The 24,504-nt window shown below is 42.2% G+C and carries 22 protein-coding genes; 10 read left to right on the top strand and 12 right to left on the bottom strand.

Features of this window, described 5'->3' with window-relative positions; genetic code table 11:
• Window positions 1-220: 220 nt before the first annotated feature.
• On the bottom strand, window positions 221-895 hold the full coding sequence (locus ACAY00_RS11905) for a nitroreductase family protein (protein ID WP_371373913.1): 675 nt from the start codon (window positions 893-895) through the stop codon (window positions 221-223).
• Between the two features lie 261 nt (window positions 896-1,156).
• Between ACAY00_RS11905 and ACAY00_RS11900 the strand changes: the two genes are divergently transcribed.
• Window positions 1,157-2,305: an MFS transporter gene (locus ACAY00_RS11900; RefSeq protein WP_371379724.1), complete on the top strand. Its 1,149-nt coding sequence runs from the start codon at window positions 1,157-1,159 to the stop codon at window positions 2,303-2,305.
• Here the strand turns inward: ACAY00_RS11900 and ACAY00_RS11895 are convergent.
• Together ACAY00_RS11895 and purL are read right to left on the bottom strand one after the other, a co-directional pair.
• The gene (locus ACAY00_RS11895) at window positions 2,271-2,891 is read right to left on the bottom strand and encodes a LysE family translocator (protein WP_371373910.1); all 621 of its coding nucleotides are present in this window, start codon (window positions 2,889-2,891) and stop codon (window positions 2,271-2,273) included. The genes ACAY00_RS11900 and ACAY00_RS11895 overlap by 35 nt on opposite strands.
• Before the next feature lie 142 nt (window positions 2,892-3,033).
• Window positions 3,034-6,939 (bottom strand): phosphoribosylformylglycinamidine synthase, encoded by a 3,906-nt coding sequence (gene purL, locus ACAY00_RS11890; protein ID WP_371373907.1) that lies wholly within the window; start codon window positions 6,937-6,939, stop codon window positions 3,034-3,036.
• A gap of 219 nt (window positions 6,940-7,158) precedes the next feature.
• Between purL and mltF the strand changes: the two genes are divergently transcribed.
• Both mltF and ACAY00_RS11880 read left to right on the top strand, forming a co-directional pair.
• Complete coding sequence (mltF, locus tag ACAY00_RS11885) at window positions 7,159-8,544, top strand: membrane-bound lytic murein transglycosylase MltF (protein ID WP_371373904.1); 1,386 nt, start codon at window positions 7,159-7,161, stop codon at window positions 8,542-8,544.
• Between the two features lie 76 nt (window positions 8,545-8,620).
• A complete protein-coding gene (locus tag ACAY00_RS11880) occupies window positions 8,621-8,761 on the top strand; it encodes a hypothetical protein (protein ID WP_371373901.1) in 141 nt (46 codons plus the stop codon).
• A gap of 8 nt (window positions 8,762-8,769) precedes the next feature.
• Here ACAY00_RS11880 and tadA read toward each other — a convergent pair whose 3' ends face one another.
• The 7 genes from tadA to ACAY00_RS11845 form a co-directional block, all read right to left on the bottom strand.
• Window positions 8,770-9,282 (bottom strand): tRNA adenosine(34) deaminase TadA, encoded by a 513-nt coding sequence (tadA, locus tag ACAY00_RS11875; protein ID WP_371373899.1) that lies wholly within the window; start codon window positions 9,280-9,282, stop codon window positions 8,770-8,772.
• 142 nt (window positions 9,283-9,424) lie between these two features.
• On the bottom strand, window positions 9,425-10,573 hold the full coding sequence (hemW, locus tag ACAY00_RS11870; RefSeq protein ID WP_371379721.1) for a radical SAM family heme chaperone HemW: 1,149 nt from the start codon (window positions 10,571-10,573) through the stop codon (window positions 9,425-9,427).
• Window positions 10,574-10,583: 10 nt separating this feature from the next.
• Window positions 10,584-11,177, bottom strand: a complete 594-nt coding sequence (locus ACAY00_RS11865) for an XTP/dITP diphosphatase (RefSeq protein WP_371373896.1) — start codon at window positions 11,175-11,177, stop codon at window positions 10,584-10,586.
• A 79-nt stretch (window positions 11,178-11,256) separates the two neighbouring features.
• Complete coding sequence (locus ACAY00_RS11860; RefSeq protein WP_371373893.1) at window positions 11,257-11,622, bottom strand: DUF4426 domain-containing protein; 366 nt, start codon at window positions 11,620-11,622, stop codon at window positions 11,257-11,259.
• Between the two features lie 163 nt (window positions 11,623-11,785).
• The gene (locus tag ACAY00_RS11855) at window positions 11,786-12,334 is read right to left on the bottom strand and encodes a YggT family protein (protein WP_371373890.1); all 549 of its coding nucleotides are present in this window, start codon (window positions 12,332-12,334) and stop codon (window positions 11,786-11,788) included.
• Between the two features lie 73 nt (window positions 12,335-12,407).
• Window positions 12,408-13,226, bottom strand: coding sequence for a pyrroline-5-carboxylate reductase (gene proC / locus ACAY00_RS11850; protein ID WP_371373888.1), 819 nt, complete (start codon window positions 13,224-13,226; stop codon window positions 12,408-12,410).
• A 61-nt stretch (window positions 13,227-13,287) separates the two neighbouring features.
• On the bottom strand, window positions 13,288-13,971 hold the full coding sequence (locus tag ACAY00_RS11845) for a YggS family pyridoxal phosphate-dependent enzyme (protein ID WP_371373885.1): 684 nt from the start codon (window positions 13,969-13,971) through the stop codon (window positions 13,288-13,290).
• Window positions 13,972-14,006: 35 nt separating this feature from the next.
• Here ACAY00_RS11845 and ACAY00_RS11840 point away from each other — a divergent pair, with 35 nt between their 5' ends.
• From ACAY00_RS11840 to ruvX, 7 genes are all read left to right on the top strand, one after another.
• Window positions 14,007-15,050, top strand: a complete 1,044-nt coding sequence (locus ACAY00_RS11840) for a type IV pilus twitching motility protein PilT (protein ID WP_371373883.1) — start codon at window positions 14,007-14,009, stop codon at window positions 15,048-15,050.
• A 14-nt stretch (window positions 15,051-15,064) separates the two neighbouring features.
• Entirely contained in the window at window positions 15,065-16,192 is a 1,128-nt protein-coding gene (locus ACAY00_RS11835) for a PilT/PilU family type 4a pilus ATPase (protein WP_371373880.1), read from the top strand.
• A gap of 275 nt (window positions 16,193-16,467) precedes the next feature.
• Entirely contained in the window at window positions 16,468-17,655 is a 1,188-nt protein-coding gene (gene metK / locus ACAY00_RS11830; protein ID WP_371373878.1) for a methionine adenosyltransferase, read from the top strand.
• A 132-nt stretch (window positions 17,656-17,787) separates the two neighbouring features.
• Window positions 17,788-18,519 (top strand): 16S rRNA (uracil(1498)-N(3))-methyltransferase, encoded by a 732-nt coding sequence (rsmE, locus tag ACAY00_RS11825; RefSeq protein WP_371373875.1) that lies wholly within the window; start codon window positions 17,788-17,790, stop codon window positions 18,517-18,519.
• A 31-nt stretch (window positions 18,520-18,550) separates the two neighbouring features.
• Window positions 18,551-19,510 (top strand): glutathione synthase, encoded by a 960-nt coding sequence (gene gshB, locus ACAY00_RS11820; RefSeq protein ID WP_371373873.1) that lies wholly within the window; start codon window positions 18,551-18,553, stop codon window positions 19,508-19,510.
• Between the two features lie 149 nt (window positions 19,511-19,659).
• Window positions 19,660-20,214 (top strand): YqgE/AlgH family protein, encoded by a 555-nt coding sequence (locus ACAY00_RS11815; RefSeq protein WP_371373871.1) that lies wholly within the window; start codon window positions 19,660-19,662, stop codon window positions 20,212-20,214.
• 50 nt (window positions 20,215-20,264) lie between these two features.
• On the top strand, window positions 20,265-20,705 hold the full coding sequence (gene ruvX / locus ACAY00_RS11810; protein WP_371373869.1) for a Holliday junction resolvase RuvX: 441 nt from the start codon (window positions 20,265-20,267) through the stop codon (window positions 20,703-20,705).
• Here the strand turns inward: ruvX and ACAY00_RS11805 are convergent.
• Both ACAY00_RS11805 and ACAY00_RS11800 read right to left on the bottom strand, forming a co-directional pair.
• Window positions 20,670-22,511, bottom strand: coding sequence for a GGDEF domain-containing protein (locus tag ACAY00_RS11805; protein WP_371373866.1), 1,842 nt, complete (start codon window positions 22,509-22,511; stop codon window positions 20,670-20,672). The genes ruvX and ACAY00_RS11805 overlap by 36 nt on opposite strands.
• Window positions 22,508-24,361 (bottom strand): GGDEF domain-containing protein, encoded by a 1,854-nt coding sequence (locus ACAY00_RS11800; RefSeq protein WP_371373864.1) that lies wholly within the window; start codon window positions 24,359-24,361, stop codon window positions 22,508-22,510. Before ACAY00_RS11800 ends, ACAY00_RS11805 begins: the two co-directional genes overlap by 4 nt.
• Window positions 24,362-24,504: the final 143 nt, after the last annotated feature.

Below are 24,504 nucleotides of genomic sequence, written 5' to 3'. Positions count from 1 at the left end.
GTAACAGCTTGCTCAGTTCCACTTCGTTTCACATTTTAGCAAGCTATTACTCGCCGCTTAAAACGGCGTTAAATTTTAAAAACACATGCCTATTAGCACTGGGTAAAGGTCGGTTTTTTGGTGTGAAACAGTGATAAAAACAAAGGGCTATGTATTGATGATTCATAGCCCTTTTTTGTGTGCGAATGCATTCTCGCTCGTCACTTTGCCCAACGACTTGTTATAAAAAGGTGGCAATATCAGCCAGCGATTTTTTTTGCGTAGAATGTACTGGAATCGTGGCATCGGCAGCGGGGTAGCCAACCACGAGAAGCATATAAGCTCTTTCGTTATCATTGCGTTGACATATTTTATTTAAAAAAGACATTGGCTTTGGGGTATGGGTTAAGGTGGCTAAGCCACTGTGATGTAGGGCATTAATTAAAAAGCCTGTGGCAATGCCGACCGACTCATGGACATAGTAATTGGTTTTTTCATCGTCAGGGCTGACGCCGCCACGCTTTTGGCTAAAAATAGCGATCAACCAAGGCGCATGTTCTAAGTAAGGCTTATTGGCATCTGTGCCTAAGGGTTTTAAGGCCGTTAACCATTCTTCTCCCGCTCTTCCAGCATAAAAGCCTTGTTCGTGTAATTCGGCTTGTTGCCGGATTTGTTGCTTAACCTCTGCGGTTGAAATAGCGACAAAATGCCAAGGTTGATGATTGGCCCCACTAGGCGCTCTGCCTGCGGCTTTGATGCAGTTTTCGATAATGGCTTTATCGACCGCTTTGGTGCTAAATTGACGCACCGAATGACGGCGTTTAATGTCGTTAAAAAACTGCTCAGAACGGTGCAACATTTCTGCTGTTGGGTATTCAATAAAGTCGCTTAATGGTATGTGCTCGTGTTTTTTCATCTTGTTGTTTTATCTTATCATTTTAGCGTATGGTCATTAGCATACTGACTCGGTTGTTCATTTGACAAGCAAAATTCTAGAAATCCAAAGCGGTGAGCAAACTTTAAGGGAATTGTGTCTGTACTTGTGGTTCGCATGCTTTAAAATAAAAAACTGTTCCGACTTTTGGCATAAGGCACTATCTTGACTTCTCACACTGCGCAAACAGGGCTAAAACCTTGGCAAACCCCCTTTGTATTTTTAGCTCTATCCGGCGTTATCATGACCTTAAGTTTTGCGGGTTGGATGGCGCTGTTAAATAACTTCACCATAGAAGCGGCGAATTTTAGCGGGGCAGAAATTGGCATCTTGCAATCATTAAGAGAAGTACCCGGCTTTTTAGCGTTTACCGCGGTGTTTGTGTTATTGGTTATTAAAGAGCAAACGTTTGCTTTACTCTCGCTGGCGTTATTAACCCTTGGGGTTGCGCTAACAGGGCTGTTTCCATTTGAATACGGCTTGTACGCTACCACAGTGCTGATGTCGATAGGCTTTCATTATTTTGAAACCATTAATCAATCATTGAGCTTACAATGGTTTAGTAAAGCCGAAGCACCCGCCAAATTGGGGCGGCTGTTATCAATAAAGTCAATCGCCGCCGTTGTCGTTTATGGCTTTATATGGGTTGCCTTTAGTGTTTTTAGCATCGAGTATTCTTGGGCCTATGTTATTTTTGGCGGCTTAGGTTTTGCCATTACCTTATGGCTTTGGTTGTTTATGCCCAAGTTTGAACAAAACGTTGTTCAGCACAAACATTTGGTATTACGCAAACGTTATTCACTGTATTACTTATTAACCTTTTTAAGCGGCGCCAGACGACAAATCTTTGTGGTCTTTGCAGGGTTTATGATGGTTGAAAAATTTGGTTATTCGGTGGCAGATATCACCTTGCTTTACATGGTTAACCATGTTTTGAATATTTATTTGGCCCCCAAAATAGGCGCTTGGATAGGTGTGGTGGGCGAGCGCAAAGCGTTAACCCTAGAATACTTAGGTCTTATTTTGGTCTTTTGTGGTTACGCATTAGTGGACAATGCTCAGCTGGCCGCCGGTTTATATATTATTGACCATGTTTTCTTTGCCATGGCAATCGCGATTAAAACGTACTTTCAAAAAATAGCCGATCCTGCCGATATCGCCTCTAATGCAGGGGTAAGTTTTACCATTAACCATATTGCAGCCGTGATTATTCCGGCTATCTTTGGAATGATTTGGCTGTATGATCCATCCCTTGTCTTTTATGCTGGCGCTGGTATTGCGACCTTATCTTTGCTCGCCAGTCAGTGGGTTTGCACCGACCTTGAGGTCAAATCGAGCGAGCAAGAACTGAGTCTAACTAGTGCCGAAACAACATCAAAGCAAACACCATAAACAAAATCCCAACCAATACCTGGCCATATTTTTGAATTGGGCCAGGTAGACCTAATTGCGCGGTCTTTTTGCCAACTAACGCGTAAGCAAACGGAAAAATAAACGACGATGTTAAACTGATGCAAGCAAGCGGAATAAACTGCTCAAGCAGGTTTTGCTCAGGGTTAATAAATTGCGGAAATAACGCGGTAAAAAATAGCATGGCTTTGGGGTTGCTGGCGGCAATAAGAAAATGTTGGCGCCATAGTTTTCTTGAGCCTTGCAACTCTTGTTGAGGGGTTGTTGTTGCCCCCGAACTGCTCGCCAAACTGCCTTTAATAATTTTAATCCCCAAATAACACAAGTAGGCAGCACCAAACCATTGTAAACCGGTAAAGACAATAGGGCTGTTAATGATTAAAGTACTTAAGCCAATGGCAGAAAAAAACGCCAATAATAAGATGGCACTCATATGGCCGGTAATGGCAAAACTGGCTTTTCTTAAACCGGCTTTAGCCCCATTTTGGGCGGCAATATAGTTTGACGGACCAGGGGTCGATGCGACCAATGCCGACATAGTGGCGTAGGTTAAATAGGTTGAAATCATAAATTTGCTTGCTCTAACGACAACACAACAAAGCGATAGAAAATAAAAGGGCAGGGATACTAACAAAAATAAAAAAGCCTTAACTGATCAAAATCAATCAGTAAGGCTTTTTTGATTAAAAAACGAACGTAATTAAATCGGCTTAGCCAATAAACTTACGGGCGTTTCTAAACATTCTCATCCAAGGAGAATCTTCGCCCCACTCATCTGGGTGCCATGAGTTAGCAACGGTTCTAAACACGCGCTCAGGGTGTGGCATCATAATGGTTACTCGACCATCGGTTGTGGTCAAAGAGGTGATACCATCTGGTGAACCGTTCGGGTTACATGGATAGGTTTCGGTTACTTGACCGTAGTTATCGACATAACGCATAGAAACGGTACCAGACTCATTCGCCGCGCTAATCGCTTGCTCAGAGGCAAATTCTGCATGACCTTCACCGTGTGAAACAGCGATAGGCATACGAGAGCCAGCCATATCTTTAAACAAGATAGAAGGGCTGTCTTGAATTTCAACCAAAGAGAAACGTGCTTCAAATCGTTCTGATTTGTTTTGCACAAAGTGTGGCCATAACTCGGCACCAGGGATGATTTCTTTTAAGTTTGAAAGCATTTGACAACCGTTACACACACCTAACGAGAAGGTATCTTCGCGATGGAAGAAGGTACGGAACATCTCACGCGCATTTTCGTTGAATAAGATCGACTTAGCCCAACCTTCACCGGCACCAAGAACGTCACCGTAAGAGAAGCCACCACAAGCAACTAAACCATTGAAATCGGCAAGATCTACACGACCAGATAAAATATCTGACATGTGAACGTCAACGGCAATAAAGCCAGCACGGTCAAAGGCTGCCGCCATTTCAACATGAGAGTTAACACCTTGCTCACGTAAAATCGCAACTCTTGGATTACGTTCATCGACTGCGTCTTTAGCAATATGCTCGGCCACGATGTCTTCGCTAATATCGAATGTTAAATGAGTGTTTAAGCCCGGATCTTCGGTGTCAAACTTCAGTGCATGTTCTTGCTCAGCACATTCAGGGTTATCGCGTAAAGACTGCATTTTGTAGGTTGTTTCAGCCCATACCGTGCGGTAGTAAGTACGAGAGTTTTCTAGTACCACTTGCTCATCACGGACAAAACGAATTTGATCGTCATTATTAATGCGACCTATATCGGTGCAACAATCAAGGATGTTGTGTTTAGCAAAAATTTGGTGAATCGCATCAACGTCACTTTCTTTGATTTGAATAACCGCACCAAGCTCTTCGTTAAATAATACGCTTAAGTCATCGCCTGCAAGCTTACTGATGTCAATGTCTACACCCGTGTGACCAGCAAATGCCATTTCAACGACAGAGGTAAATAAACCACCGTCAGAACGGTCATGGTAGGCAAGCAGTTTGTTTTCTTTTACTAATTCTTGCATCGCATAAAAGAAGCCTTTTAAGCGCTCTGGTGAGTCAACATCTGGGGTTGTTGTACCTAATTGCTTATAAACTTGCGCTAAACAAGAACCACCTAAACGGTTTTGACCTTTTGACAAGTCAATCGCCACAATACGGCTGTCGCCTTTGTCGGTTCTTAACTCTGGGGTCACTGTTTTACGAATGTCTTCAACACGGGCAAACGCAGTAATGACTAACGACAATGGGGCGGTTACTGACTTGTCTTCGCCGTCTTGCTGCCATTGCGTTTTCATTGACATGGAGTCTTTACCAACAGGGATGGTAAGGCCTAATGTTGGACATAGCTCTTCGCCAACCGCTTTAACCGCTTCGTATAAACCGGCATCTTCGCCTGGGTGACCTGCTGCAGCCATCCAGTTAGCAGACAACTTAATGCGTTTTAAGTCACCAATATCGGTACCAGCGATGTTGGTTAATGACTCAGCTACCGCAAGACGTGCAGAGGCACCATAGTTAAGTAGGGCTACCGGAGTACGCTCACCAATAGACATGGCTTCACCGTGGTATGAATCTAACGCCGCTGCGGTAACACCACAGTCAGCAACAGGAACTTGCCATGGACCAACCATTTGGTCACGATTAACCATACCAGTAACAGAGCGATCGCCAATGGTGATCAAGAACGTTTTCTCGGCTACTGTCGGTAGACGTAAAATACGATCGGCGGCATCGGCTAGGGTTACTTGCTCAAGGTTTAGGGCTTCACCCGCTTGTGTTTTGCTTTCAACCTGACGATGCATTTTTGGTGGCTTACCTAATAATACGTCCAATGATAAATCGATTGGGGTATTTTCATGGTGGCTATCGGTCAGTGTTAAGTGCTCTTCTTCGGTCGCGTAACCGACAACAGCAAATGGGGCACGCTCACGCTCACATAGCGCACTAAACTCTTCTAAACGCTCAGGAGCAACCGCTAATACGTAACGTTCTTGTGATTCATTACACCAAATTTCATGTGGTGCCATGCTACGCTCATCGTTTGGTACATTACGCAGTTCGAACTTACCGCCGCGGCCACCGTCAGCAACCAACTCAGGGAAAGCGTTCGATAAACCACCAGCACCAACATCGTGAATAAATAAAATCGGGTTGTCATCACCCAACTGCCAACAACGGTCAATCACTTCCTGACAACGACGTTCCATTTCTGGGTTGTCGCGTTGTACCGAGGCAAAATCTAAATCTTCTGAAGATTGTCCAGAGGCCATACTTGACGCAGCACCACCACCAAGACCAATGTTCATCGCTGGGCCACCTAAAGCAATTAGGGCTGCACCAACAACAATTTCACCTTTTTGTACGTGCTCATCGCGAATATTACCTAAACCACCAGCAAGCATAATAGGTTTGTGGTAACCACGAACTTCTTCGCCATTGAATGATTTAACTTGCTCTTCGTAAGTACGGAAATAACCAAGAATATTTGGACGACCAAATTCGTTGTTAAATGCGGCGCCACCTAGTGGACCTTCGATCATAATATCTAAGGCATTTACAATGCGATCTGGCTTACCAAAGTCTGTTTCCCATGGCTGTACAAAGTCTGGAATACGTAGATTCGATACACTAAAACCAACCAAACCAGCTTTTGGTTTTGAACCAATACCTGTGGCACCTTCGTCACGAATTTCACCACCAGAACCCGTAGCCGCGCCAGGGTAAGGAGAAATGGCCGTTGGGTGGTTATGGGTTTCAACCTTCATTAGAATTTGAATATCTTCTTGAGTGTATTCATATTCTTTACTTTGTGGGTTTGGGAAAAAGCGACCTGCTTCACTGCCCACCATGACCGCGGCGTTATCTTTATAAGCACTTAAGACGTAATCTGAGTGGGTCTCATAGGTGTTTTTAATCATTTTAAATAATGATTTAGGTTGCTTGACCCCATCGATAGTCCAGTCAGCATTGAAAATCTTATGACGACAATGTTCTGAGTTCGCTTGAGCAAACATATACAGTTCGATGTCGTTTGGATTACGTCCAATTTTGATGAAGTTCTCAACCAGATAATCAATTTCATCTTCAGCAAGGGCTAGGCCCATGTCTTGGTTTGCTTTAACCAAGGCTTCACGGCCACCACCAATAACATCAACCGAAGTCATGGTGCCAGGTTCGGCGTGAACAAATAAAGCTTTAGCATCATCGAAATGTTCAAACACAGATTCCATCATACGATCGTGTAATAAACTTGCTAATTGAGCTGATTGGGAATCATTTAACGGAGCAGACGTTTCGATGTAGTAAGCGATGCCACGTTCTAATCTGATGATATTGTTTAAGCCACAGTTATGGGCGATGTCGGTAGATTTTGACGACCAAGGAGAAATGGTGCCAGGGCGAGGAGTAACAAGGAGTAATTTGCCTTTAGGCTCATGCTCTTCTATGGTAGGGCCATAGGTTAATAATTTTTTTAATTTACTTAAGTCGTCCTCACTGAGTGCAGATGTTAACTCAGCGAAATGCATAAACTCTGCGTAGATGCCTGTTACAGGCAAGGATAACTGCTCACATTCATTTAGCAGTTTGCTAATTCTGAAATCGGATAACGCCGGAGCGCCGCGAAGGATTTCCATAAACTCGATCACCATGGTTATTTATGTGGAATTTTCGCGCGCATTATAAAAGAAATAACACTCTTTGATAAGATAAAAACACTTGGTTTACAAAACTAATTCCATTACCTTTAACTATATCGGTTTAATTTTTTAATCATTGACCACTAAAATTATAAAAATATGAAGAGTCTTTTCCCCAAAACAAGTGTTAGATGTTCCCGCTTTTGGTTGCTTTTGGTGACCATAATAAGTGTTCTGTCGGGTTGTTTACCATCGCCAAAGCCGAACAGTTTTCAAGATATTTTAAATCGAGGAACATTGCGTGTTGGTACCTTATATGGCAACACCAGTTATTATATTGGCCCACAAGGCCCCGTTGGTTTTGAATATGAGTTGGCGAAAAAATACGCTGATTCTATGGGGTTAAAACTGCAAATTGTGCCAAGTTACAATTTAGAAGAGTTATTCCCTAAAATCGAAAATGGGGAAGTTGATATATTAGCTGCCGGTTTAACCATTACCCCAGAGCGTTTAAAGAAGTATCGCTTTAGTCCAAGCTACAGCAGTAGCAGTCAACATCTTATCTTTAAACAAGGCGCTTTTTGGCCAAAAACACTGGATGAGGTTAAGGGCAGTTTGGTTGTTACCGCCCATTCATCGCATGCAGAGTTTTTATCGTCGGTGCAACAAAAGTACCCTAATTTGTCTTGGCAAGAGACCAACGAATATGACAGCGACGAACTGATTGAAGCGGTTCAACAAGAGCGTCTTGATTACACCATTGCCGATAGTATTACCTTAGCGATTAATCGGCGTTATTATCCTGAAGTGAGCTCGGCCATTACCCTACAAGATGAAAAGCCTTTGGCTTGGGTTGTTAGCAAACACTCGGATGACAGTTTATTTGCGTCTTTAGTCGAGTTTTTTGGCAAGGCGCATCACGACGGCACGCTATTAACCCTAGAAGACAAATACTATGGCCATATACAATCATTTGACTATGTTGATACCCGTACCTTTATTAAGGCCATCGATAATAAATTGCCAAAGTATCAATCTTTATTTGAACAATATGGCGAAGATATTGATTGGCGCTTTTTAGCCGCTATTAGTTATCAAGAGTCGCATTGGAACCCAGAGGCAACCTCTTATACCGGGGTTCGGGGGTTGATGATGCTCACATTGCCTACCGCCAAACAAGTCGGAGTCACCAGTCGTACCGATCCTGAGCAAAGTATTCGCGGTGGTGCCAAATACTTTCAGCAAATGATCAAAAAAATTCCGGCTCGAATAAAAGAGCCAGACCGTCGATGGTTTGCTCTTGCCGCCTACAACATTGGTTGGGGCCATTTAGAAGATGCGCGTATTATCACTCAACGAAAAGGGGGAGATCCCGATCGTTGGGTTGAAGTGAAAGAATCTTTACCCTTATTAAAACAGCGTAAGTACTATAAAAATACCAAATACGGCTATGCTCGAGGTGATGAGCCGGTGCGTTATGTCGAAAATATACGAGCGTATTATGACACGCTGGTGTTTATGACCGAAAAAAAATCTGAAATGGCCAATAGCTTTAGTCCGGCTATAAACATGCCTGAAGAGGCCGTCTCATCGCCAAATTAAGGCTGTCATTAAACTGTCATAGAGCCATGCTAGCATCTATACTCAATAAATAAATTTAATAAAAATAGAGGTACTTATGAGAAATCGACATATTAACCAGCGTCGGCGCTTATTTCGGGCATCGCAACGCAAAATCAACAACCGTTATCGGGTCTACTTTCGAGTGGTGTTAAGTGAAAGCATTGAAGAGCGAGCCATTGGTTTTAGTGCTCGGTAATGTTTGGCTTAACCGTTTTCGTTTTTTTGTTGCGCTTTTTTAGCTTGCTTTAACGCTTTTTTTTCATCTCTGCGGCGTTTAAAAAAAGCGGACAACATCTCGCTACATGCCTCTTCCATGACTTGGGTAGCAACCTCAACTTGATGATTTAATTTATCATTAGCGACCAAATTAAAGACACTACCAGCAGAGCCTGTTTTTAAATCTTTAGCACCAAAGACTAAACGCTTAATGCGGCTATGAACCAGCAAACCAGAGCACATAGGACAAGGTTCTAAAGTGACATACAAGGTACAGTCTAACATTCTATAGTTGGCCAGCTTAGGCCCCGCATCGCGAATAGCGACCATCTCGGCATGGGCAGAAGGGTCATGACGTTGAATTGACTGATTCCAACCCTGACCAATAATTTGATCATTGCATACCAAGACGGCCCCAACTGGAATTTCACCTTGTTGTTCGGCGACTTTTGCCAGTTCGATGGCTTTTTGCATAAAATACTGATCTGAATTTTGATTCATTTTTTAGGGCAAATGCCAACTCCATACTGTTTGCATAGCGATTTCTTGTTTGCGTTAAGCGCTTACTATGCTTAATTTACCTAAGCTTGCACTAGACTTTCGCTGCTGTTGGCCGGCGATATTGTCGCCACGACCAGGTTTATTATAAAAACAGCGCCAATAAGTCGTTTAAGTATCTATGACCAAATGGGGTGATTTGCCAACTCGTGTCGACTTTTTCTAATAGCTTTTTATCTTTAGCCTGAGTCAGTGCTTGGCTGATTGTGCTAATTGGCAACCCTGTGGCTTGTTCAAAGTCTTGCTCTTTAAACGGTTTAAATAAACGCAAACGATTCATCATATATTCAAATGCTCGATCTGACTCGGCCACCAAAAGCGTTTGGTCTAGGTAATCACGATCCGCGTCCATATAGCCTTTTGGGTGTTTTACTTTTACCGTTCGGGTAATGCTGTTATCTACTGGGTTGGTTATTTTTCCATGCGAACCACAACCAATACCCAAATAGTCGCCGTGCTGCCAATAATTTAAATTATGTTTGGCTTGATATTCTGCGCCTTTACTAAAAGCCGATACTTCGTATTGCTGATAGCCTGCCGATGTTAACAATGCAAAACCACGTTGTTGAATATCCCAAAGAACGTCGTCTTCAGGTAATGTAGGAGGTTTTGAATAAAAAGCGGTATTGGGTTCAATGGTCAGTTGATACCAAGAAATGTGTTGTGGGTTTAATGCTATCGCTTGTTGTAAATCGTCTAAAGCATTGTCAACCGACTGACTTTCAAGCCCGTGCATAAGGTCAAGGTTAAAGCTTTTGACCCCACATTGCTTGGCAATTTCGGCCGCTCTTATCGCTTGTTCACTATCATGAATGCGCCCCAATTTAATCAATTTATCCGATTCAAAACTTTGAACCCCAATCGATAATCGATTAACCCCGGCCTTAGCAAAGCCCATAAACTTGTCTGCTTCAACAGTGCCTGGGTTGGCTTCTAGAGTGACTTCAAGGTCAGGATTTTCTCTAAACCTTTGTTTAACTTGGGTAAGTAAATGCTCAATCGCCTTGGCCGAAAACAAACTTGGGGTACCGCCACCAATAAAAATCGAGTGCAAAGGGCGGTCTATGGCAAACGTCTCAATGTCTTTGTCTAAATCCGCCAATAGATGAGACACATAGGCCATTTCGTCAATGTCATTTTTTAATGCATGGGAGTTAAAGTCACAATATGGGCATTTTTGTACGCACCAAGGAATGTGAATATATAAAGACAATGGGGGCAGTGATAACAAGATATACGCTCGCTTACTTAGAACTAAAGGCAGAGACTAACTTTGCCAAAGCTTTGCCACGATGGCTTAAGGCGTTTTTCAGCTCTCTTGGTAATTGGGCTGAGGTCATTTGCTCTGATTCAAGCCAAAATAACGGGTCATAACCAAAGCCTTGCTCACCATGTAGCGACTCGGCAATCTCGCCTTCCCAAGTGCCCTGACAAATAATCGGTGTTGGGTCCTCAGCATGTCGCATATACACTAATACACACTGAAATCGTGCCGTGCGCTTTTCTTTTGCAACGCCGTTAAGCGCTTTTAACAATTTCTCATTGTTGTCGCTGTCGTTGCAGCCAGCTCCTGCATAGCGAGCAGAATAAATACCTGGCGCTCCGTTAAGGTAATCAACTTCTAAACCAGAGTCATCTGCGATTGCCGCTAAGCCCGTGATTTTAGCAGCGTGACGCGCTTTAATAATGGCGTTTTCAACAAAAGTCGTGCCTGTTTCGGCAACATCCGGCACATTAAACTCGCTTTGTGGCAATATTTCGATGTTGTGGTGAGCGAGCAACTGACTCAGCTCTTTAACCTTACCTTGATTGGAGGTCGCTAATACTATTTTTTTCATTTGGTGATCTTAATGTAGATAGAGGCTCACTTATATCGCACATTTTACAATGCACCATATAAGTGAGTGAATTAAGGGACTATGGATTCACGTAAAACTTCTGGCTAAATTTTAACAAATGCTCTTTACCCTGATCAAAAATACGAATGTTAAAGTTGTATGTTTCGTCATTTGGGTAGTCGACAAGGGCGATATAGTAAATCGCTTTGCCTTCAATTATTTGGTCAAATTCTAGAGGAATACGTTGGCCAACTAAGTTGGTTGCGTAACCTGCTAACGCGACTTTTTTCGCTGGTTTGTCAGGTTTGGTACTATCAAGCACCGATATATTGACAAAGCCAGTGTAACGACTGCGTTCAATGCCATAGTTTTTGGCGATATTGGGTTGCAATATAGAGGTTGATAAACCAATGTAATGAACTTCAAGACCGTCGAATTCTTTCATGTTTTCTGCATGCGCGCTAGCGAGCAAACCCAAAAATACGCAGATACATAAAACCAGTGCCTTAACAGAGTTAAAGTAAGAAAACACCATCTTTGCCTCCTTTTTATATCCCGCTCTGGCCGCCAGAGTGGGTATGGTTATTAGTATAGTCAATCGTTGACGATTAAATGTATGCCCAGACCGGAATGACACTGGTGATCAAAATATTTATCACGTTAAGGATCAAAAATGCCACCAGTACCGATAAATCAATGCCGCCTAAATCGGGTAATATTTTGCGAATAGGGCGTAAAAAAGGCTCGGTTAATTGATGAAATACATATTGCACGGGAGATGGTGATTGCACCACCCAGCTCATTAATGCCATGATCAGCATGATCATAAATAATAAGGTACCAGCTTGCTTAATTAAAAAAAGCAAACCAATAAACAAAATACTAACGACATCGATGCCCGCTCCTTGCACCGCCGTTAAGACGGCATACTTTGAACAGGCGATGATAAACGCGACCAAAAGGGTGGCGATATCAAGCCCTGCAAAACCAGGAATAAAGCGACGAAATGGAACCACAACAGGATTTGTTGCTTTTACCACAAATTGACTAAAAGGGTTGTAAAAGTCAGCACGAACCGCTTGTAGCCACACCCTAAGCACCAACAGCATCACATAGGCACCAAAGGCAAAATTTAAAAGGTAAATCACAGCTTCCATGAATACTCCGTAAAAAGCGTTTATTTAGATATTGTTATTAATGAAATACATCACTAATGATACACATTATTTTTTAAGAATTGTTACTTTGTGTCATTTCTTTGGCTCGGGCTTTGCATTTTTCCATCGCCTGAGTCACTAATTCGGCTAAGCCACCTTGCTCAAATTGATTCAGTGCGGCTTGGGTTGTACCGCCTTTAGAGGTAACGTTTTCTCTTAAGGTTGCGATTTCATCGCTATTTTGGACCACCATTTGAGCTGCGCCTAAGGCTGTTTGCTCGACTAAGGTGCGAGCGGTTTTAGGGTCAAAACCAAAGCGGATGGCTTGTTGCTGCATCGCTTCCATAAACGCAAAGAAATACGCTGGGCCAGAGCCTGAAACGGTAATTAAGTCGTCAATTTTGTCTTCTGTTTCCAGCCATAGCACCTTGCCAACACTGCTTAGCGCTTGGTCTGCAAAGGCCTTATAGTCGGCATCAATATGTGACGGGGCATACATTCCACTCATCCCAAATCCTAATTGTGATGGTGTATTTGGCATACAACGAATAATGTGTGCCTCTTGGCCTAGGACCGAATGCATCTGTTCTAATGACACCCCAGCGGCAACCGAAATAAAGCATTTATGGCGAATGTCCATGGCGGACTTTATTTGTGCACAAACCTGTTTGATTAAATGCGGCTTTACCGACAAAAAAATAACGTCAGCAAAGGTTGCTGCTTCGATATTATCGTCCGTTTGCAACACGCCGTATTGTTGTTGCAAGGCCAAACGTTTTGGTGCACTTGGGTTACTGACAATAATGCTATTAGGATCAAAGCCATTGTTGACCATGCCCACTAAAATACAGCGACTCATATTACCAGCGCCAATAAATGCTACTCTTTTCATTCGTTTACTCTTTCAAATTTGTTGTTGTTTTGTTTCATCATTGACGCTTAAAAATTACGCGTCAATCTCGGGTACCAAAAATTGCGGTACCTACTCGAATCATGGTCGAACCGCATTCAATGGCCAAGTCTAAATCGTTGCTCATTCCCATAGAAAGCGTGTCCATACTAGGATAAACGCGCTTTAAGCGCTGAAACAAAGTCGCCATTTGGTTAAAGTTATCTCGGGTCGTTTGATCGCAGCCTTTGGCGGGTATGGCCATTAATCCGCGCAAAACCAAGTGTGGACAAGTGGCGACAAATTCCGCTAACTCATCCAGTTGGTCAATATCTACCCCAGATTTGCTCTCTTCCCCACTAATATTGACTTGTAAACAAACGTTTAGAGGGGTAATGTTATGATTACGTTGATCATTTAAACGTTTGGCAATTTTTTCACGGTCGATGCTGTGAACCCAGTCCATATGCTCGGCAATGAGCTTGGTTTTATTCGATTGAATTGGGCCAATAAAGTGCCAGCAGATGTCATTTAAATGGGCGAGCTGTTGGGCTTTTTCAACCGCTTCTTGAATATAATTTTCGCCAAAGTGACGTTGGCCTGCGGCATACGCCTGAGTGATTAACTCTATTGGTTTCGTCTTACTGACTGCTAACAAATTAACAGAACCCAGTGGGCGATTAGCAATATTGCATGCGGATTCTATTTGCGCATGAATGCGTGAAAGGTTTTGAGCAATATTCATCATTATATTAAATCTAACAAAAATAATTTAGGGACATTATGGACATTACCGAGTTACTAGCATTCAGTGTTGAGCACAATGCATCCGACCTACATTTATCGACGGGTATGCCACCGGCCATTCGGGTTGATGGTGATGTACGCAAAGTCAATGTACCGGCATTAGAAGACAAAGAAGTCAATGCCTTAGTGTATGACATTATGACCGATCGACAACGAAAAGAATACGAAGAAAACATGGAAGTGGATTTCTCTTTCGAAGTACCGAATCTTGCTCGTTTCAGGGTCAATGCGTTTAACCAAAACCGTGGTCCGGCCGCTGTATTTCGTACCATTCCAAGTAAGATCTTATCATTAGATGATTTAGGCTGTCCCGATATATTTCGTGATATTTCCGATAACCCGCGTGGACTTGTGTTAGTTACCGGGCCAACGGGTTCTGGTAAATCAACGACCCTCGCGGCGATGGTGGATTACATCAATGAAAATAAACGCCACCATATTTTAACCATTGAAGATCCTATTGAATTTGTTCACGAAAACAAACAATCACTGGTTAACCAACGTGAAGTGCATCGTGATACCTTAAGTTTTAACAACGCCTTGCGTTCGGCCTTACGTGAAGATCCCGATGTTATCCTTGTTGGTGAGATGCGTGACTTGGAAACCATTCGCTTAGCGATGACCGCCGCCGAAACGGGTCACTTGGTATTTGGTACTTTGCATACAACCTCGGCGCCAAAAACCATAGACCGTATTGTGGATGTATTCCCAGCAGAAGAAAAATCGATGGTGCGTTCCATGTTATCTGAATCTTTGCGTGCGGTAATATCGCAAGCCTTGATCAAAAAAGTGGGTGGTGGCCGTGTTGCATCGCATGAAATTATGATCGGGGTTCCAGCGATTCGTAACCTTATTCGTGAAGATAAAGTGGCACAAATGTATTCAGCCATTCAAACCGGTATGTCGCATGGGATGCAAACGATGGATCAATGCTTACAAAACTTGCTTAGCCGAGGGCTTATCACCCGTGAAGATGCGATGAGCAAAGCGCAAGATAAGAATCAGTTCTCGTCGTACTAATAGGAGCGCCTACAATGTATTTGCATCAGTTGCTCAAGACCATGGTCGAGCGAAGCGCATCCGATTTATTCATCACGGTTAAATTACAGCCAAGTGCGAAAATCAACGGTGAATTAACCCCAATAGATACGCAAGTTTTGACTCCAGAAACCACGCTTGAGCTGGTTGAGAGTGCGATGACTGAGCGCCAAAAGAAAGAATTTCATCAAGACAAAGAGTGTAACTTTGCGCTATCGCTTGAAGATGTTGGGCGCTTTCGTATTTCGGCTTTTTGGCAACGCGAAATGCCGGGCATGGTTGTTCGTCGAATCGTTACCGAAATACCGGATGTTGACAGAATGGGGTTGCCTTCCATCTTAAAAGATTTGGTGATGAGTAAACGTGGCCTACTGCTGTTTGTTGGTGGTACCGGTACTGGTAAATCAACATCGATGGCGTCGTTAATCGGTTATCGAAACCATAATGCTCGTGGACATATTTTAACCATTGAAGATCCGGTTGAGTTTGTGCATGAACATGATCGTTCTATGATCACCCAGCGAGAAGTCGGTCTCGATACGGAATCTTTTGACGCCGCCCTAAAGAGTTCATTAAGACAAGCGCCTGATGTCATTCTTATTGGTGAAATCCGCTCAAGAGAAATCATGGAGCACGCTTTAAGTTTTGCTGAAACCGGTCATTTATGTATTGCGACTTTGCATGCTAATAATGCCAACCAAGCCATTGACCGAATTATGCATTTAGTTCCCGCAGAGCAACATGGTAAGTTGTTGTTTGACTTGGCATTAAATTTACGAGGCGTTATTGCTCAGCAATTGGTACCGACAAGGGATGGACGCGGGCGAAAAGCCGCTATTGAGATTTTAATTAACTCACCTTATATTGCCGAGCTGATCAAAAAAGGCAAAATCAGTGAAATTAAAGAAGTCATGAGTAAATCTCGAGAGCTTGGAATGCAGACATTCGATCAGGCTCTATTTGATTTATACCAAAGCGGGCATATCAGTTATACCGATGCGCTACATCATGCCGACTCACCAAACGATTTGCGCTTAATGATTAAGTTAAAAGGTAACAAAGAAGGCGGTAGCACCGTAACAGGAATGAAAGGGCTGACCCTTGATAGTCTAGATTCCGACTAAGTTAGATCACGTCTAAATACCCCAAAGGCCTTGTTAGAGATTGCTCTAGCGAGGCCTTTTTTGTTCTAAAACTTAATGGCATTGGTATAAATATATTGCTAAAACTATACTTTTGACGCACCGCAAATAAATTGAATAAACATTTAGACGTCTAGACGTAAAAAGGTAGATTTATAGAATAAAGCAAGGTAAAATCCATCAAAATTATGAATCCGGACGGTAATGCCCAGCTATTTGAGGCACCTAGCCGCGTTATTTAACTGAGAAGAGGCAACATGTCGAAACATTATTTTACTTCCGAATCCGTATCTGAAGGTCATCCAGATAAAATTGCAGATCAGATTTCTGATGCGGTTTTAGATGCCATTATTACGCAAGACAAACATGCCCGAGTTGCATGTGAAACCATGGTTAAAACAGGTGTTGCTATTATTTCCGGTGAAGTTACTACCGAAGCCTGGGTTGATCTAGAAAGCATTACTCGTAAGGTCATTACCGATATTGGTTATACCTCATCAGAAGTCGGTTTTGATGGTGATACTTGTGGCATTATGAATTTAATTGGTCAACAATCACCAGAAATTGCTCAAGGTGTCGATCGCAGCAAACCTGAAGATCAAGGCGCGGGCGATCAGGGCTTAATGTTTGGTTATGCAACCAATGAAACCCCAACCTTAATGCCGGCACCATTGTACTACTCACACCGTTTGGTTGAGCGTCAAGCTGAAATGCGCAAATCTGGGGTATTACCTTGGTTACGTCCAGATGCTAAATCGCAAGTAACATTTATTTACGAAAACGATAAGCCTGTGGCGATTGATGCTGTTGTTTTGTCAACGCAGCATAACCCAGAAATTTCGCAAGAAGACTTACATGATGCGGTGATGGAAAACATCATTAAGCATACGTTACCAGCGGAATTACTGAACGAAAATACCAAATACTTTATCAACCCAACAGGTCGTTTTGTTATTGGTGGTCCGGTAGGCGATTGTGGTTTAACCGGTCGTAAGATCATTGTTGATACCTACGGTGGTATGGCTCGTCACGGTGGTGGTGCTTTCTCAGGTAAAGATCCATCAAAAGTTGACCGAAGCGCTGCCTATGCGGGTCGTTATGTGGCAAAAAATATTGTTGCGGCAGGCTTAGCCGATCGTTGTGAAATTCAGGTGTCTTACGCTATTGGTGTGGCCGAACCAACGTCTATTTCAATTGAAACCTTTGGTACCGGTAAAATTAGTGAGCAAGCATTAATTGATATCGTTCGTGATAACTTTGATTTACGTCCATACGGTATCACTAAGATGCTAGACTTATTGCATCCAATGTATCAACAAACCGCTGCCTATGGTCACTTTGGTCGTGAGCCATATGAAATGACCGTTGGTGATGATACGTTTACCGCCTTTAGCTGGGAAAAAACCGACAAAGCAGACGCGCTGCGTTTGGCTGCTGGTTTATAAGGCAAGTCATATATCTGTTAACGAAATGCCAGGGTTACCCTGGCATTTTTTTTTCTGTTAGAATAAAAGCTAGCAAGTTATTGTATTTTATTTCCATGCCCCAATCTAATATATCAATTAAGACAAGCATTTATGAGCAACCCAAGAATATATCAAGCCAGTGAATTTACCCGTGATAGCCTAGTAACGTTAAGCGATGATGCCTTTGGCCATGTGGTTAGGGTATTGCGACTCAAGCCTGGCGATCACATTACTTTATTTAATGGCGATGGTTGTGATTATCAAGCTCGCTTAGTTGACGTTGAAAAAAAACGGGCAACGGCTGAAATCACTGACATAAATAAGGTCGAAAACGAATCGCCATTAGACATTCACTTAGGGCAGGGGATTTCGCGGGGCGATCGCATGGATTTTACCTTGCAAAAGTCTGTCGAACTTGGCGTTAATACCATTACTCCCTTGTTTACTGAGCGTTGTGGGGTCAAGCTTAATGCCGAACGATTAGACAAAAAACGTCAACAGTGGCAAAAGATTGTGATTGCGGCGTGTGAGCAATCAGGACGGGCAAAGGTTCCACAAGTGTTAGCGCCATTGTCCTTACAAGAGTGGACGCAACAACAAACCGAAGCACTAAAAATTAATCTGCACCCGAGAGCTAAAACCTCAATTATGGGCTTGGCCCAGGTAACCCAAAAAGTACGCTTATTGATAGGGCCAGAAGGAGGCTTAACGGTTGAGGAAATCGAACAAGCCAGTGATGCTGGTTTTGTCGAGGTTCTGATGGGACCCAGAGTGCTACGTACCGAAACGGCCGCGTTAACCGCCATTACTGCATTGCAATGTAAATTTGGCGATTTGGTATAACAAATTTATTTTATTAAAACAGGAACAGCAGATGACAATTAAACTGGGTGTGGTCATGGACCCAATCGAAGGCGTAAATGTGGTTAAAGATTCGAGCATGGCAATGATGCTTGAAGCACAGCAACGTGGTTATCAGATTTACTACATGCAAATGAGCGACTTATATTTATTACAAGGTGAGTGTAGAGCAACCGCGGCGAAAGTGACCGTTTATGATGACACCGAACACTGGTACGATTTAGAACCGGTTGAAGATATTGCGGTAGCCGATTTAGACGTTGTTCTGATGCGCAAGGATCCGCCTTTTGATACCGAATACATTTATGCGACGTATCTGCTTGAGCGCGCAGAACAAGCCGGATGTTTGATTGTTAATAAACCGCAGAGCTTGCGAGATTGTAATGAAAAACTGTTTACGGCTTGGTTTTCGAACTTAACGGCCAAAACGCTCGTTACTCGAAAAAGTGATCTTATTCGCGCTTTTCATCAACAAGAAAAAGATGTGATCATCAAGCCTCTTGATGGTATGGGCGGTTCATCTATTTTTAGAATGGGACCGGGTGAAGCAAATACCGGGGTTATTATTGAAACCCTAACGGCTCATGGTACTCAGTATGCGATGGTGCAAGAATATTTGCCTGAAATTTTAGAGGGCGATAAGCGGGTATTAATTGTTGATGGTGAGCCGATGCCATACTGTCTGGCCAGAATCCCTGCCCAAGGGGAAACTCGAGGTAATTTAGCGGCTGGTGGGCGCGGGGAAGCACGCCCATTATCGGCCTCCGATCGAATGATCGCCGAAACCATTGGCCCAGAGCTTAAAAAACGCGGGTTATTTTTTGTCGGTCTCGATATTATCGGCAATAAAGTAACAGAAATTAATGTGACTAGTCCAACCTGTATCCGTGAAATAGAAAAAGCTTACCCGATTAATATTTCGGGGAAACTTATGGATGCCATTGAGCAACAATTAGCACAGAAACAGGGTTAATTTTGCAGAATCCATTATTATTAAAATAGAAATGGTAAAAAGTCGGTCTGTTTAATTAGGTCAACCCTTGTTCAATAAGGTCTAACATGGTTAAGCAGGCTGATGGCCTAAAAGTACCAATGACTCGTGCCTGCTATGAAGGAATCTATATGGAAAGTTTAGAAAACCAATTGTTAATTGCGATGCCTAACTTGCAAGATCCGTATTTCCACAAAACGGTCACCTACATTTGTGAGCACAATGATCAAGGTGCGATGGGCTTAGTGATTAATATTCCAGTAAGAATTACCTTAAACGAATTACTTTTGCAAATTGATGGTAATAAAAACGATACCTCAAAGCTCAATCAACGGGTCCTTGCTGGTGGCCCCGTGTCGCCCGATCGTGGTTTTGTGTTACACAACTTGCAACAGGGCTGGGAAAGTTCACTGGCATTAAATGATGAAATCATGATCACCACCTCAAAAGATATTTTATTGTCGCTAGGTGGTGACGAGGCGCCGCAAGATTTTATTGTCGCGCTTGGATATGCCGGTTGGTCGTCTGGCCAATTAGAAGCCGAAATGCAGCAAAATTCGTGGCTAAATATCCCCGCCGATAAAGACATTTTGTTTAATACGCCTATCGAGTTGCGTTGGCAACGCGCCGCCGCCAAACTTGGCATTGATTTAGGCCACTTGTCTTCGCAAGTCGGGCATGCGTAATCGCATTGTCTTCTACCCGCAAACTTACGTTTTAAAAGGAAACAGCTTCAATGGCCAAAAAAGGCAAAGAAATGGGTCATAGAACCCTTATGGGCTTTGATTTTGGTACCCGCCATATTGGTATAGCCATCGGTCAAGAGATCACCGCAACAGCATCACCTTTAAAAGCGATTAAAGCCAAAGACGGTACTCCAGATTGGCAACAAATAGAGACTTTAATTAAAGAATGGCAACCCGATTTGTTGGTGGTCGGTTTACCGTTAAATATGGACGGCACAGAACAACCAATGAGTAAGCGAGCGAAGAAGTTTGCCAACCGCTTAACCGGCCGTTTTGGGATTAACAATGTGCTTCAAGATGAGCGTTTGACCACCGCAGACGCTAAAGCTGAGCTGTTTGAATACGGCGGTTATCGAAACTTACAAAAAGACAATGTTGATTGTCACTCAGCCGTCTTAATTCTCGAAAGCTTTATGGGGCAAAGTGGCTAGAGCGTTCTCTTTTTCGGTTTTTTTAACGGCAATGGTATTGCCACCAGAGGCTTTGGCTTTAATGAGCATCTGGTCGGCATCTTGTAATAACGCATCTATGTTATAACCGCTTATGATGGTATCTGTGACCCCGAAGCTGGCCGATAACTCACGGCCAAGTTGATTGTTGAGATATTCACTGGTATGAATTTGTTGTTGGCATTGCGCAATAATTTGAGAGCCGTGATAGATATTTTTAAGTGGCAGTACAATGGCAAATTCATCCCCGCCTAAACGTCCTATCAAAGTGTTTTTAGGGCAAATATTTAGCAGTGTTGTAATAATATCTCTAAGGACTTTATCGCCCCTGTCATTGCCATGCAACAAATTAAATTGGTGAAAGCGATCAATGTTACAAAGACAAAAGGTAAACGGTAAACCACGCGTTTGATATTCGTTTATTAGCTCGTCGACTCGGTTAAAAAAATATTTTCGGGTATAGGCGTGGGTGACATAATCGTAGCGTAATCGTTTTTTAACGTCTTTTGACTCTTTTAACCCTAAAATAATTGCCCTAACTTGATACAGCACCAGACAAATTAAAACCAAGTGAATCAGCCGCTCTAAAAATACATAACGGCTAAAAATTACATGATTCTTTTGTCGTATCGATTGAATATCTTGTTCTAATTGCGCTTGCGTGTCGATACGAGAAGAGGTGTTTATTAACCCGTTTAGTTCTCTTCTAGCTTGCTCTAGTGCTAAGGTTTTGTAATGTTGGTTGGTAACATAGTCATTGTTTATCGACATCAGTGATTGCAAACGTTGATACGCTAATTGGTCATTGCCTTGCTTTAAGGCCAACTGATATAAGGTTTCATGGGCGACTTTTGCAGGCAGATACTTGGCAATGTTTTTACTAAACTCTAGCCCTTTAACGGCATATTCGTAGGCGAGTTGCTCATTTCCTTGGGCCAATAGTGCTTGAGACAAAAACGCAAAAATTTCGGCGCTGTTATTATTGGCTTTTTGGGCAGTCACTTCTTCCATAAATGGGGTCAAAAACGCAATGGTTTGCGCAAACTCCTGCTTGTTGAGGTACATGTACGCAATTTCGTTAATAAAGCCGTGTTTTGCCACTTGTTCATTGACTTGATGACATTGTTCAATGGTATCTGTAATTAATTGATCATTAGATGAAATAATATCTAAATAGATTTGCGTTCGGGTAATAAGAATCTGAATTAAACACGTACCTCGACCGTCAAGCTGCTCCATATCAAGCTGTTGTAAATATTTATAGGCACTTTGATAGTCACCAAGGCGCAGGTAAAAACTACTAAGCGAAGCCAAAGCGGTATTGATGAATTCACTTTTAAGTACATCTCGGCTTTCCAGTAATTCGACAATTGGGACAAGGTATTTTGTCGCACCTAGGTAATTTCGTCTAAGAAGATCAATACTCATCATATTTGAGTATGCTCTTAAAGCGAGGTTAGGATCTTTTACCATGGTCAGGTTACTGTGTGTTTCAATCGCCCGTTGATGCAGGCCACGCATCATTTGTAGGTAGGCTTGTAAGTACACCAAATCGAGTCGCTGCTCTGAACTCAACTCATATTGCCTTTCTTTTAACTCATACCATAATAAATAACTTTTTTGATGATTCGCACTTTTTAGTGCCATAGCCTCCTCAAAAATATCATTTATTGGTCGTAATGTATTTTGTCCTAAGGCCGGTTTAGCAAGCAACGAAAGCAGTACTAACACCGTCATAAAAAGCATTAACTTACTCACATTACTAGGGTAAATAGAATTCATCTTCATGATTTAAATACATACTTTAATTTATTCATCTGCTGGAATCTTGGCCGTTGTTTATGACAAGGCGTGTAGCGAACGATGGCTTTTTCGGGTTCTTGTTTACATTGTAAAAAAACACTGTAAGCATCTTTATATAATTGCTTGGGCACATATTTACAAACTGTGGTATCGGCAATACCTGTGTTCAAGTGAATCGGTATAGGGTTAGTTACATCGGTAAATGGCTTGATTTTCAATGTATGATTAATTTGCTTTATAAACGATTCAGCCTGAATTGCGGATTGATTTCTCAGTAAAATGGCAAATTCATTGGCACCAATTCGCCCGATAAGATCATTGTTCGCTAATAATGGGCGAATGCTACTGACAATATGGCGTAATAAATTGTCGCCTGCCATGACCCCTAATTGACGATTAACATCTTTTAATCCATGGACGGCAAAAACCAGCATACAAGAAGGCTGTGAAGCAAGTCTTGCTTGATAAATAGAGCTGGCCATTTGGTCAAAAAAGAAACGTCTTGCAAGAGTTTGCGTCACTGGGTCGAAATTTTTCTTATTTAAGATGACTTGCTGACGCGAACGAATGAAAAATAACACGCCATAGAGCAAGCAAGAAACAGCAAATAAAACGGCAATGACAATTTTTTCTACAAATAAGGTATTTACTAAAGCCTTATTTTGTTCGGTTAAATCATCAACCAAAGAGTTGTATTGTTTTGACTTTTTTTGTTTAGCAATAAGCTGTTCATTAATCTCATTAAATTGTCGATTACCCTGAGCTTGGGCTAAGAGGTTTTTTAATTGCAATTCTTGGTCTTGTTGCTTAAGGCTTTGATACTGTTGCAGGTACTCTAATGCTTTTTGTGGCTGATTATTAAGGGAAAAATAGGTCGCCAAGTTCTTGGCATTATCCATTGTCCAAGCGTTACTTTTATTGGCAAAACTTACTAAATATTCGGCATAAGGCTTAGCTTGTTCAAGCATCTCGGCTTTTAAAAAGGCATTTAAGTATTCACTGTATAAGCCAATGATATGAGGCTCAAAATTGGTGTCTAAAATAACTTGTTCGTACTTTTTAAGAACGTTAATCGCCTCGTTTGCTTGGTTTTCCTCAATCAGATGCGAACTATTAGACAAGATCAAACTGGTGGCCGTGATACTCTCTTTAATGTTGTTGCAATAGGTGATTAAATCAATGACCTCAGCGGCGTTAGCGGCAATCTCGCCGGCCCCAAGTTGTGCGAGTCTCAAATAGGTGCCGTATAAGCACTTTTCACTGGCGGATAATTTATTTAAGTTTAATAAGTTTTGGTACTTTGTCGCTAAATTAAAATCACCAATGTGGTAATAAAAATAGCCAATACTGGCATACAGTTTGTTGATTAAACGATCGTCGTCGAGGTGTTTTACCTCGTTTAGCAATAAAGAGACTAATCGGTTACTTTCTGCGTAGTTCGAGGCAATAACTTGCAAGTTTAATTCAAGAGTAATACTGCGAATACGAATATGTTGGTTATGAGAGTTGGTTAACTTTTGATGTAATAAAATCGCCCCATCAATATCACCTTGAACACTGAGCTCATAAGCTTGAAAAAATATCAGCTCTTCTTGTTGTCTTGGGGAAAGCTTATCGTGATGATATTGTAGGCGTTCGATGTTTTTTTGAAATTGTTCAAAATTACTGCGCCGATATTGGGTATTAAACTTGATTAACTGTTCAATTTCTTGGGCCGTAATTTGATTACTTTGTGCATAGGCAAGCAAAGGAGAAGAGAGCAAGGTAAAAGTGATAAACGCTAAAAAAGCAGGTCCCCACCGATGAGCCCCAGGCAATGACCTCATAAACATCATGATACCGTTCATAGTTGTAATAAAGTCACCCTTGATTTTATTCTAAAGTTCCATCCGAGTATGTTAATAGAGATGGTTTTATTAACCCTAACATCATATCTGATTTGTTTGCTGATGATAAGCTTGTGATGATGAAAAGGCGT

Source organism: Thalassotalea sp. 273M-4, assembly GCF_041410465.1.
Classification (GTDB): domain Bacteria; phylum Pseudomonadota; class Gammaproteobacteria; order Enterobacterales; family Alteromonadaceae; genus Thalassotalea_A; species Thalassotalea_A aquiviva.
The sequence above is the reverse complement of the archived record's forward strand: the minus strand, read 5'-3'. Positions and strand labels throughout refer to the sequence as shown.